The 11,642-nt window shown below is 59.7% G+C and carries 13 protein-coding genes; 8 read left to right on the top strand and 5 right to left on the bottom strand.

Annotation, left to right across the window (positions count from 1 at the left end):
- Window positions 1–11: 11 nt before the first annotated feature.
- Together AB1S50_RS04195 and AB1S50_RS04190 are read left to right on the top strand one after the other, a co-directional pair.
- Window positions 12–695 carry a tetratricopeptide repeat protein gene (locus AB1S50_RS04195; RefSeq protein ID WP_367149205.1) on the top strand — a complete coding sequence of 228 codons (684 nt, stop codon included), beginning with the start codon at window positions 12–14 and terminating at the stop codon, window positions 693–695.
- 564 nt (window positions 696–1,259) lie between these two features.
- On the top strand, window positions 1,260–1,673 hold the full coding sequence (locus AB1S50_RS04190) for a 3D domain-containing protein (RefSeq protein WP_367149204.1): 414 nt from the start codon (window positions 1,260–1,262) through the stop codon (window positions 1,671–1,673).
- 165 nt (window positions 1,674–1,838) lie between these two features.
- Here the strand turns inward: AB1S50_RS04190 and AB1S50_RS04185 are convergent, their stop codons facing one another.
- Both AB1S50_RS04185 and AB1S50_RS04180 read right to left on the bottom strand, forming a co-directional pair.
- Window positions 1,839–2,351 carry a hypothetical protein gene (locus AB1S50_RS04185; RefSeq protein WP_367149203.1) on the bottom strand — a complete coding sequence of 171 codons (513 nt, stop codon included), beginning with the start codon at window positions 2,349–2,351 and terminating at the stop codon, window positions 1,839–1,841.
- A 214-nt stretch (window positions 2,352–2,565) separates the two neighbouring features.
- Window positions 2,566–2,823 (bottom strand): hypothetical protein, encoded by a 258-nt coding sequence (locus tag AB1S50_RS04180; RefSeq protein ID WP_367149201.1) that lies wholly within the window; start codon window positions 2,821–2,823, stop codon window positions 2,566–2,568.
- 205 nt (window positions 2,824–3,028) lie between these two features.
- Here AB1S50_RS04180 and trhO point away from each other — a divergent pair, with 205 nt between their 5' ends.
- Complete coding sequence (gene trhO / locus AB1S50_RS04175; RefSeq protein ID WP_367149200.1) at window positions 3,029–4,027, top strand: oxygen-dependent tRNA uridine(34) hydroxylase TrhO; 999 nt, start codon at window positions 3,029–3,031, stop codon at window positions 4,025–4,027.
- 65 nt (window positions 4,028–4,092) lie between these two features.
- Here the strand turns inward: trhO and apbC are convergent, their stop codons facing one another.
- Window positions 4,093–5,244 (bottom strand): iron-sulfur cluster carrier protein ApbC, encoded by a 1,152-nt coding sequence (gene apbC / locus AB1S50_RS04170; protein WP_367149198.1) that lies wholly within the window; start codon window positions 5,242–5,244, stop codon window positions 4,093–4,095.
- A gap of 199 nt (window positions 5,245–5,443) precedes the next feature.
- On the opposite strand from apbC, the gene metG reads away from it, so the two are divergent.
- The 4 genes from metG (at window position 5,444) to AB1S50_RS04150 (ending at window position 9,593) form a co-directional block, all read left to right on the top strand.
- On the top strand, window positions 5,444–7,471 hold the full coding sequence (metG, locus tag AB1S50_RS04165) for a methionine--tRNA ligase (protein ID WP_367149197.1): 2,028 nt from the start codon (window positions 5,444–5,446) through the stop codon (window positions 7,469–7,471).
- 85 nt (window positions 7,472–7,556) lie between these two features.
- Window positions 7,557–8,510: a D-2-hydroxyacid dehydrogenase gene (locus AB1S50_RS04160; RefSeq protein WP_367149196.1), complete on the top strand. Its 954-nt coding sequence runs from the start codon at window positions 7,557–7,559 to the stop codon at window positions 8,508–8,510.
- Window positions 8,511–8,791: 281 nt separating this feature from the next.
- Window positions 8,792–9,043: a hypothetical protein gene (locus AB1S50_RS04155; RefSeq protein ID WP_367149195.1), complete on the top strand. Its 252-nt coding sequence runs from the start codon at window positions 8,792–8,794 to the stop codon at window positions 9,041–9,043.
- A 67-nt stretch (window positions 9,044–9,110) separates the two neighbouring features.
- Entirely contained in the window at window positions 9,111–9,593 is a 483-nt protein-coding gene (locus AB1S50_RS04150) for a hypothetical protein (RefSeq protein WP_367149194.1), read from the top strand.
- On the opposite strand, the gene AB1S50_RS04145 is transcribed toward AB1S50_RS04150, so the two are convergent.
- The gene (locus AB1S50_RS04145) at window positions 9,577–9,777 is read right to left on the bottom strand and encodes a hypothetical protein (RefSeq protein WP_367149193.1); all 201 of its coding nucleotides are present in this window, start codon (window positions 9,775–9,777) and stop codon (window positions 9,577–9,579) included. The genes AB1S50_RS04150 and AB1S50_RS04145 overlap by 17 nt on opposite strands.
- Window positions 9,778–9,901: 124 nt before the next feature.
- Window positions 9,902–10,780 carry a glutathione-dependent disulfide-bond oxidoreductase gene (gene yghU / locus AB1S50_RS04140; protein ID WP_367149192.1) on the bottom strand — a complete coding sequence of 293 codons (879 nt, stop codon included), beginning with the start codon at window positions 10,778–10,780 and terminating at the stop codon, window positions 9,902–9,904.
- Between the two features lie 277 nt (window positions 10,781–11,057).
- Here yghU and rsxA point away from each other — a divergent pair, with 277 nt between their 5' ends.
- Window positions 11,058–11,633, top strand: coding sequence for an electron transport complex subunit RsxA (gene rsxA / locus AB1S50_RS04135; protein WP_367149190.1), 576 nt, complete (start codon window positions 11,058–11,060; stop codon window positions 11,631–11,633).
- Window positions 11,634–11,642: the final 9 nt, after the last annotated feature.

Genomic DNA, 11,642 nt, shown 5'->3' with positions numbered 1-11,642 from the left:
AGCCAGAGGTCATGTTAAAAGCGGTCACCAGTCTCTTTTTCTGCGCCTTTCTATTGGCGCCAACAGCCCGGTGTGAGACTGCACCGGCCGGCGTCCGGGCGTTGATTGATTCTGCGGAAGCGTCCGCCCGGCTGGGGGACTACGATGCCGCCCTGCCCCGATACGAGAGTGCCATCTCTGCCCTGGCCGCCGAGCCCCGCCGACAGCAGGAATTGCGCTACCGCTACGGTATGGTGCTGACCGCACTGGCGAAACGGCACCGGCCGGACCTCCACCCGCTGGCCCGCGCGCAATTCCAGGCGGTACTGGACTATCTGGACTCAGGCGCGCCGCTGCGGTACTCGGCCGCCCAGGTCAGTTCCGCGCTGGCTCACAGCTATCATCAGCAGGCCGCCAGTGCGGACCAAGCGGCCCGGCGCAGCCACCTGTTGCGCAATGCCTACCGCCTCTATCGCGGGGCAATCGGCGGCCTGACCCGGCAACAGCAGTGGCACAACCTGGCGATCACCTACTTCAACCTGGGGCAGGTTTGCGAATGGCAGGGCAACCTGGAGGAGGCCATCACCTGGGTAGAAAAGGCGGTGGAACTGGACCGAAGCCATGGCTTTGCGGACCTGGAGGAGGATATCGACTACCTGTTGGCCCTCCGGCAAAGAGCCTATCCGGACACCAAAACCGCCACCTCCGCGCTCTGAATCCCCTTGCGCCACAGTCGCATGACTGCCGAGCGGCCCGGAGGATAGCCTCCCACCCTATACCAGCCCTTCGCCCGATAGGCCCCGGACAGCCAGTTTTCGACTCGGTATTCAGGGGTAAAAACGGGGAAATTTTCACTTTTTGACCAATCAGTCGCAAATAATCGCTTGAGAACACTGTGCCTTTCACTTCGGGATTCGACCAAATTTTGGTCGTATTGGCCAAATAATCAGAAAAGACATCGCTGTCATCAATCACAATGACAACGCAATCATTTGCTCAAAGCTGACAGCGCTGTCTGGTCGGATTTCCCCGGATTCACTACTCCTTGAAACCTGAGACCAATATCGCTTCCCACCGGGCGACCACAACCTAGAAAAAAGGCAAACAACAATACGCACCATGCCTGTTTATTTTCCACCGGCCAAAAATTGAATTCACGCCTGCTCCCCGTAACATAACCCTCGCTGCTTAATTTTTAACCAGTTATTGCTAAAACGTCTTAGGAGATGCCGCAAGTTTTTGAGGACTGTGGCCGACAAAATTCCTGGAGGTAACGGGATATGATCAAACAGACTTTGCACAGCGCGGTATATTTCTTTATCGCTATGCTGGTAGCGATCGTCAGTACAACTGCCGCGGCTGCCGTCAAAGTGGAAAAGACCATGGTCGTCGACGCTACCGCATACAATTCTGTGCCGGGACAAACAGACGATGATCCCTGGGTTGCGGCCTGGAACAACCGCCTTCGACCCGGTGACAAGATCATCGCGGTATCCAGAGACCTGGAGAAACACGGCCTCACCAATGGCGCCAAGGTGCGTATTCAGGGTCTGTCCGGCACCTACACCGTACGTGACCGCATGAACAAGCGGTTCACCAACCGCATTGACGTGTGGATGGAGAAGGACATCAAAAAAGCCCGCCGCTGGGGCAAAAAGAAACTGAAAATTGTCTTCGAGCCGGTACGAAGGTAAGCCCACCAGCGAATCGCAACAGTAACCGCGGACCGCCCGTGGACCAAAGCCCCGCCCAGCGGGGCTTTTTTTTGCCGCTGTTAACCCGGCAACTCAATCAGTTACCGGATCAATGCCTTGCAAAGATCTACCACCGCAGGGTGAAGACCTTCACCCTGCTCCCCTTCAGGGTTCCGTTTCCGCGGCAATTCCCGGCAACTCGACACATTGGGGATTATCGAGGTAAGGGGTACTCGGCTGGCGGCCCTCGTTGTAGCGGTGTTGCAGGCCCTCCTCGCCAAAGACTATCAGATACTCGGATTTGACCCAGCCGTCCGCCCGGCGGTATTCACTCAGCCACAAGAGCGCGGGTTCGTTTTCATAACAGCGCCCGTAAAACATGCGCGTATGTTCCACCGGCAGCCGACTCAAATAGTCGCTGTAATGTCCCGGATAGGTATAGCGGTCGATATCGGGCTTGTCGCGCGCGTCCAGACGCAGAATGGGGTAGAGATAGATGGAGATGTTCTCGTCACAGTCTGCGCAGCTGCGCCCTGCGACTATGGCATAGCCGGCCAGCTCGACCACCAGTCTCGCCTCCACCAGGCCCGTTTGCAGGATGCGCTGTGCGGAGAGCGAAACACTTGCCCCGGTGGCGGCACCGGGCAATAACAGGAATAGCAAAAACAGAGTTTTCACGGTCACAACATCGGCGATTGATACCAAATGGCACTGCCGCGGACCGCTGCTCCCTGAGATCCCGCGGCAGTGCCCTGATAGGGCTGTGTGCTGTCACACTGTCGCGATTCCCTTCTTTCTAAACCCTAGCAGGGAAATCTTCAGCCGGTGGTGTCAAACCCCCAAAAACGCGCCCTGCCGGATTCCCCACCCAGCCGGTGGAATGCACAGGAACCTAACCGTCGCCCTCAGTGGAAACGGACCCCACGAAACTGGCGATACCCTCTTCGCTCAGCGCTTCCAGCGCCTCGTCCAGCGCACCCTGCTCGGAAGTGAACGTATCCTCCCAGACAGTGGTGTTATTGTTTTCATCGACAATTTCCAGCAGCCAAGCACCCTCACCATCTTCGTAAATATCGATCTGAACAGTGATTCCGTTCTCTGTGTACGACTGACAGAGTGCCGACTCTTTGGGGACAAACTCTTCTTCCATAGCAATAATCACTCTGTGGCCCGGATATTGGGTGGCACTTTGGCAGCTTGTGTCCCGCCGGTCAATCACCCGACAAAAAGGCGACAATTCACCCCTGTTGGGATAAGATAAGCAACTGTTTCACCCCCGCCGCCGCCCGATTCTAGCGGCCGGGATCTGACTTATTGCCTCGGATTTACGCTCCGACCCGCAACAAGGAATCACCATGAGTTCGTATACAGTCTGTGCGCTGTACAAGTTCGTCTGTCTGGACGACTTCGAATCCCTGCGCCAACCCCTGCTCAATGTCATGCTGGACAACCGCGTGCGCGGAACACTGTTGCTCGCCCGCGAGGGCATCAACGGGACAGTGGCCGGCAGCCCCGGGGGCATCGACGCCCTGCTGGCGTACCTGCAAAGCGATCCGCGCCTGGCGGACCTGGAGCACAAGGAATCCTTCACCGACAGCGCCCCCTTTCGCCGCAGCAAAGTAAAGTTGAAGCGCGAAATCGTCACCATGGGTGTAGAGGGTATCGACCCGCGCCGCACCGTAGGCACCTATGTGCAACCACAGGACTGGAACGCCCTGATCAGCGACCCGGAAGTACTGCTGATCGATACCCGCAATGACTACGAGTTTCAGGTCGGCAGCTTTGCGAATGCCGTCAATCCAAAGACGGACAGCTTCCGCGAATTTCCACAGTATGTGCAGGAACACCTGGACCCGGACCGGCACAAGAAGGTGGCTATGTTCTGCACCGGCGGCATTCGCTGCGAAAAGTCCACCGCCTACCTCAAAGAGCAGGGTTTCGAGGAGGTCTACCACCTGCGCGGCGGCATCCTCAAATACCTGGAGGAAGTACCGGAGGAGCAGACCCTGTGGCGCGGCGAGTGTTTTGTATTTGATGATCGCGTGACCGTCGATCACCAGCTGGAACGCGGCAGCTATCAGCAGTGCAACGCCTGCCGCAGGCCGGTTACGGGAGAAGAGATGCAGTCGCCACAATTCGAGCAGGGCGTCAGCTGTCCTCACTGCTTCGACAGCATCTCCGAAGCCGACCGGGCCCGTTTTCGCGAGCGCGAAAAACAGATCCAACTGGCAAAGCTGCGCGGTGAGGAGCACATAGGCCAGGACGCCCGCGAGACCACCGTCGAACGCCGCCGCCGTAAATTCGCGCTTCGCAGGCAGCAGCAGGAACAGTCAAGGACGGGCTCCGGCGGGTGACGTCACCCGCGGCCGCAAAAGCCGGGCAGCCCTTTGTTGCCGGGTTTTGCGGCCGGGCACCAGGGTCAGCCAATCTCTATCTCCGGCCCCGACGCCTCCTCTCCCCCCAACCAGATCTGCGCCGCCGCGGCCTGCGCAATATCGCGGTAACAGGCCGCCACCTGGCTCTCAGGGTCCGCCGCCACGCTGGGCAGACCGCCATCGGCAGCAGTGCGGATTGCCATTGCCAGTGGCAGCTGCCCCAGCAATCGGGTCTGGTAGTCCGCCGCGATGCGCACGCCACCGCCGGAGCCAAAGATGGCCTCTGTGTGGCCGCAGTTGGTGCAGGTGTGCAGGGACATATTTTCGACGATGCCCAGTACCGGTACAGAGACCTTGCGGAACATCTCCACCCCTTTGATTGCGTCCACCAGGGCCAGATCCTGCGGTGTAGTCACGATCACCGCGCCGGCCAGAGTCGCCTTCTGCGCCAGGGTCAACTGGATGTCACCGGTGCCCGGAGGCATATCGACGATCAAGTAATCCAGCCCTCCGCTGGCCTCGCTCCACAGGGTCTGGGTCAGTATCTGGTTGAGTGCGCCACTGGCCATGGGTCCGCGCCACACCGCCGGTGTGTCTTCCGTCAACAGGTAGCCCAGGGACATGGTTTGAAGCCCCAACGCCTCTACCGGCACAAAGAACTTCTGTTCCTTTACCTGGGGCCGCTGGCCTTCGGTACCCAGCATGGTGGGCAGGCTGGGGCCGTAGATATCCGCGTCCAGCAGGCCCACCGACGCCCCCTCTGCAGCGAGTGCCAGGGCCAGATTGACCGCTGTGGTGGATTTACCGACACCGCCCTTGCCGGAGGCCACCGCAATAATGTTTTTAACTCCGGTTAGCGTCTCCGGCGCATCCGGCCAGGGGGTGGCAGGAATTTCCGCAGACAGCTCAAACTGCAGTTCACTGGTGCCCAAAGGGCCACCCTTCAGCGTCGGCAGGCAGGCCTCGCGCACCCGCGAGCGCCATTCGCCTTCCCTGCCGGCACAGGGATATCCCAGGGTAATGCCCGCGAATACCGTGTCATCATCAAAGCCCACCTCGATATCCGCCTCCAGCTGGTCCAGTATTCGCCCCGTGGCCGGGTCGTGCAGCTGCCCGATTGATTCCGCCAGCCGCTCCAGCTCAGTCTGCACCTCTGCCGGCAGATCGCCCTCGTGATTGTGGTGGTTTGCGCTCACCCTAACCCCCTGTTCCGTCAGTTACCGCCAAAAGATGACATTTTGTCCCATGGCCGGGGCCGGCGCCAGAGAATCACTCAGCCGGGCGCAGCGGGGCCTTGGCAGCTACAGGGCCGGGCGCATATCTGCTATATTCGCCGGTCTTTTGAGCGCGGGACCCAGCCGCCCGCGCAAACCCGTTCAGCCGATGGATAGACCAATGCCCGAAACGCGCAACATCCTTGTTACCAGCGCACTGCCCTACGCCAATGGCTCTCTGCACCTGGGCCATATTCTGGAATATATCCAGACCGATATCTGGTCGCGCTTCCAGCGCGCACTGGGCCACCGCTGCCTGTACATCTGCGCCGACGACGCCCACGGAACCGCCGTGATGCTCAAGGCTGAGCGGTTGGGTCTCACCCCGGAACAGCATATCGCCAATATGCAGGCCGAACACCAGCGCGATTTCGCCGACTTCCTGATTGGGGTGGACAACTACCACTCCACCCACTCTGAAGAAAACCGCGAGCTTTCGGCGGAGATCTACCGGCGCCTGCGCGCCAACGGCCAAGTCGCCTCCCGCACCATTACCCAGGCCTTCGACCCGGACAAACAGCTGTTCCTGGCCGATCGCTACATCAAGGGCACCTGTCCGCGCTGCAGTACACCGGACCAATACGGCGACAACTGTGAAGCCTGTGGCGCCACCTACAGCCCCACCGAACTGATCGATCCGGTATCGGTCATCTCCGGCGCCACGCCGATAGAAAAGGAATCCGAGCACTTCTTTTTTAAGCTGCCGGAGTTTACCGATTTCCTCACCGCCTGGACCCGCTCCGGAACCCTGCAAAACGAAGTGGCCAACAAACTGTCCGAGTGGCTGGAGGAGGGACTGCAGGAGTGGGACATCTCCCGCGACGCGCCCTATTTCGGCTTTGAAATTCCCGACGCGCCGGGCAAATACTTTTACGTCTGGCTGGACGCGCCCATCGGCTACATGGCCAGCCTGAAAAACTACTGCGACCGCAATGCCCTGGACTGGCGGGAGTACTGGCGCAAAGACAGCGATGCCCAGGTCTACCATTTTATCGGCAAGGACATCGTCAATTTTCACGCGCTCTTCTGGCCCGCTATGTTGGACTCCGCCGGTTTCCGCACGCCGACAAAAGTATGCGTACACGGTTTCCTCACCGTGAACGGCAAGAAGATGTCCAAATCCCGCGGCACCTTTATTAATGCACGCAACTATTTGGATCACCTCAACCCGGAATATCTGCGCTACTACTTTGCGGCGAAACTCACCGCGGGGATCGACGATCTGGACCTGAACCTGGAGGATTTCATCGCACGGATAAACTCGGACCTGGTGGGCAAGGTTGTGAACATCGCTTCGCGCATCGCCAAGTTTGTCAGCAAATCCGGCGGCGTGCTGGCAGAGGAACTGGCAGACCCCGCGCTTTGGTCGCGGTTTGAAGAGGCCGCGCCGCGAATCGCCGATTTCTACGAAAACCGGGAATACGCCCGTGCAATGCGCGAGATAATGCAGCTGGCGGACGCGGCCAACGCATGGATCAGTGACAAGGCGCCCTGGTCGCTGAGCCGGGAGGCGGGCCGCGAAGCGGAAGTGGTCGCCATCTGTTCGCAGGGGGTGAATATGTTTCGCGCCCTGATCACCTGGCTGGCGCCAGTACTGCCCCAAACCGCGGACAGGGCCGCAGAGTTTCTCGGCACCCGACTCGACTGGCACACCGCCACCACTCCACTGGCGGGACATACCATCAACAAATTCAAGCCGCTGATGCAGCGGGTGGAGCAGCGGCAGGTAGACGCGGTGCTGGAAGCGGCACAGGAATCCCTGGCCCAGTTGCAGGCGGAGACCAGCACTCCCACAGGCCCACTCGCCGAGGAACCCATTGCCAGCGAAATCCAGTTCGACGAGTTCGCCAAGGTGGACCTGCGTATCGCCCTGATCGCCAATGCTGAACAGGTTGAAGGCGCCGGCAAGCTGCTGAAGCTGACCCTCGATCTCGGCGGTGAAACGCGACAGGTATTCGCCGGGATCAAGAGCGCCTATGCCCCGCAAGACCTGGTCGGCAAACACACGGTAATGGTGGCCAACCTGGCCCCGCGCAAGATGCGTTTTGGTGTCAGCGAAGGGATGGTGCTGGCAGCGGGACCCGGCGGCAAGGATCTGTGGATACTGGAACCCCACGCCGGTGCCAAGCCGGGTATGCGGGTGACTTGAGCCCCGCGTGTATAACTGGGACGGCCAAGCGCCCGCTCTGTTTTGTACACAGGCCTTGCGACCCAGCGGGATAAGGGGATACCAAATGCGCGGAGTCTTCCTGGATGCTCTCACCATGAAGCTGGAAGAGCTGGATAGGTCTGCGCTCGAAAGCACTCTGGATCGGTGGGATTTTTTTGATGCCACCACACCACAGCAGACGGCGGCAAGAATCCGCGATGCAGACCTGGTGCTTACCAACAAGGTGGCCCTCACTCGCGAACTGATCGAGGGCGCGCGGCGACTGAAACTGATCTGCGTCTGCGCCACAGGTACCGACAACATCGACCTGGACGCCGCCGCCGCGCGCGGTATAGCGGTGCGCAATGTGCAGGGCTACGCAGGCGCGTCAGTCCCCCAGCACGCACTGGCGCTGATGCTCGCCCTGGCTACACGCTGGCACCAGTACCACCGGGACGTCATGTGCGGGCGCTGGAGCGAGTCGCCAGTATTCTGTCGTCTGGATTACCCGGTGATGGAACTGGCCGGCAAGAACCTGGGCATCATCGGCTACGGTGATCTGGGCCGTAAGACTGCCGAACTCGGCCGCGCAATGGGGATGAATCTCCTGTTGGCAGAGTCCTTTCAGGGACACAGCAGCAGCGACCGCCTGCCCCTGCCGGAGCTGTTGCCAAAGGCTGACGTCGTCAGCCTCCACTGCCCCCTCACCGAGCGGACCCGACAGTTAGTGGACCGCGATTTCCTCGCGGCCATGAAGCCGGGTGCACTGCTGATCAATACCGCCCGCGGCGGCCTGGTGGATGAGACGGCGCTGGCCGCGGCGCTGCGCAATGGCACTATCGGTGGTGCGGCTCTGGATGTATTGAGCAGCGAACCGCCACCCGCCGGTCATCCCCTGCTGGAAGGCGATATTCCCAACCTGATTATTACCCCCCACAGCGCCTGGATCAGCCGCGAGAGCCGCCAGAGACTCCTGGACGGCGTGGTCACAAATATCCGCCAGTGGCAGTCTCAGGGCTCCTCTCCCAGGGCCTGTTAAAGAAGTAGCTTTCAACAACCTGTTGCCCCGAACAGGGACTCTCGGATCGCAAGTCAAGCATGTAGCTGCCTGATTTGTCGCGGAGGGTTTGCGGACATACGCCGCAAACCCGGGTTCAAGAAAGCCAAAGGGGGCTTTTTCAACGACCTTCCAGAGCCTGACCTTCCGGTCCTCCGCTGCAACAGCCCGATACACTTCTCCCGGCATTCCCCAGGTGGTATTTGCGCTCGACGACTCTAGGATAAAGGCACAGTCGGCTTTTTTTATAAAGGAGGCTTGCTATGGCAACTGCAAAACCGAGTTCCAATTCCTCCAGCCGGGAAAAACTGCACCGCGCCTACAACCTCGCCGGTGAAGCGGCGGCGGAAACGGCGGAAAGCCTGAGGCAGAAGGCCAGATCCTCGGTGGAGATCAACAAACAGCGTGCCACCGATCTGGAGCAGAAAGTGGAAGCCTCTATCCAGAGCCATCCGCTCCTGAGTGTCGGCTGCGCTTTCGCCGTGGGCTGGATAGTTGCGCGGCTGATGAAATGAGTCACAGCGCGAATTTGAGATTTGGAAATGACATCGGTTGACCCCTCCGTGTGGAAATGGTGACTCCATGACATACTCCGGAAATTCACCCCCAACCGATGACCAGCCGGGCCCGCCACCAGATAGCGATGGGGGGACCCCACCACCGGAAAGCGGCGCCGAGCCGGATCTGGAGCAGACCCTGGCCCGCGCTGAGGCCATTCTCAGGCTGATGACCGACTGGCTCACCAAACTCCAATCCCTCGCCAGGGTGGAATTCAGCCGCTCCCTGGCGGCGGGGACGCGCATACTCCTACTGCAGGTAGCGCTGATCCCACTGGCGTTTGTGTTTTTTGTGAGCCTGTGCGGCGGGGTCGGGCTGGCGGGCTACTATTTTTTTCAATCCATTTATATCGGCTTTATCGCCTTTATCACCACCCAGGCACTGGTGATCCTGGCCATTGTCCTGTATCAGCAAAAACTGCGCGCCCTGCTGGGCTTCGGCCAGACCCGGCAGCAGATCCGCCGGGCTTCAGAGGCGTTAAGCCATGTCTTTACGTCAAATGAATAGCCAGATTCAACAGTACTCCCGGGATATGGATTGCCAGCGCCGGGAGATCACCCGCTTGCTGCGCCGGCAAAAAGTCGATTTTTACCGCCGCGCTAGCCGGATACCGCTGCCACTTGCCATAGGTGTCGCCTTTGCACTTGGGTTCACCGCCCAGCGATGTCTCCCACCACCCAATTTTCACCACGCCTATCGGCTGTACCTGATTTGGCGCGCAGGGTAAGGCGCCATCCAGACCCCGGCATCTGCGCCCTTCAGGGGCCGCGGCGCCCCGACGGATTCACCCTGCAATCGACTGTGCAGAATTCAATTCAGCCATCGCCGCTCTCCCCGGTCTTGTCTGCGGTTTTGGTATCGAAATCACTGGCGTGATGCCGCTCGTGCAGCTGCCCCTCCGGCTCTCCCCAGGTGCGGTTCACCATTCTGCCCCGTTGCACTGCCGGGCGCCGGTCGATTTCCTCCGCCCAGCGGTTCAGGTGTTGGTAACTGTGCGCCTCCAGGAACTCGGCGGCGTCGTAGACGCGGTTTTTGACCAGGGCGCCATACCAGGGCCATATGGCCATATCCGCAATGGTATATTCGCGACCGGAAATATACTGGTGTTCTGCCAACTGCCGATCGAGCACATCCAGCTGGCGCTTGATCTCCATGGTGTAGCGATCGATGGGATACTGGTATTTTTCCGGCGCATAGGCGTAGAAGTGGCCAAAGCCGCCGCCCAGATAGGGTGCACTGCCCATCTGCCAGAACAGCCAGTTCAGTGTTTCGGTGCGCTGGGCCGGCGTATGGGGCAGGAACACACTGAATTTCTCCGCCAGATACAGCAGGATGGAGCCGGATTCAAACACCCGGATTGGCGGAGTGGTACTGTGATCCACCAGTGCGGGGATCTTGGAGTTGGGGTTAATATCGACGAAACCACTGCCGAACTGATCGCCCTCGCCGATCTGGATCAGGTAGGCATCGTATTCCGCCCCGTCAAACCCCAGCGCGAGCAGCTCCTCCAGCATAATGGTTACTTTAACGCCGTTGGGCGTGGCCAGGGAGTAGAGCTGCAGCGGGTGCTGGCCCACCGGCAATTCCTTGTCGTGGGTCGAACCGGCAATGGGGCGGTTTATACTGGCAAAGGTGCCACCACTCTCCATATTCCATTGCCAAACTTTCGGGGGAGTGTAAGTAATACCAGACATAGTGAACTCCTCGTGAACATCGGATGGGCAAACAGCCGCTGGGGAACCGGCAGTATATCTCGTCGCGCCGGCGACGACTGAACAGCATTAGACTCTGCTCGGTTGAACGCCTCCATGGACTCACCCATAATACCGCGTTGCGCGCCATTCCACGGTATGCGGTGCCCCGATGCTAGGGCCTGTTCACACTGACTCAAACAGGCCCTAGGCTGGGAGTGGGCGATGTTTACGGGGGCACAGGCCCTCAGTACGCCGCGAGAACATGACCGGGACATCTATGACCGAATTTGCCGTAATTCTGCTCGGCACCATCCTGGTGAACAACTATGTGTTGGTGCAGTTTCTCGGCCTCTGTCCGTTTATGGGGGTGTCCAACAAGTTGGAGACCGCCGTCGGCATGGCCGGCGCCACCACATTCGTCCTGACCCTGGCATCGATTTGCTCCTACCTGGTCAATACCTATCTGCTGCAACCGCTGCAGCTCGAATACCTGCGCACCATTGCCTTTATTCTCGTCATCGCTGTCGTGGTGCAGTTTGCGCGTATGTTTATCGAGAAAACCAGCCCGCTGATGTACCGGGTCCTGGGTGTGTTCCTGCCCCTGATCACCACCAATTGCGCCGTGCTCGGTGTGGCACTGCAGAACACCATGAAAGCCCACAGCTTTGTGCAGTCCACCCTGTTTGGCTTCGGTGCCGCAGTGGGCTTCTCCCTGGTGTTGATTTTGTTTTCCGCCATGCGCGAGCGCCTGTTCGCCGCCGACGTGCCCACACCCTTTCGCGGTGCTGCCATCGGCATGGTTACCGCGGGGCTGATGTCGCTGGCGTTTATGGGCTTCAGCGGATTGGTGTGAGGGGACACA

The organism is Microbulbifer discodermiae (assembly GCF_040742695.1).
GTDB lineage: Bacteria > Pseudomonadota > Gammaproteobacteria > Pseudomonadales > Cellvibrionaceae > Microbulbifer.
Note: the sequence above shows the minus strand (reverse complement) of the source record. Positions and strands in the feature narration are given on the sequence as shown.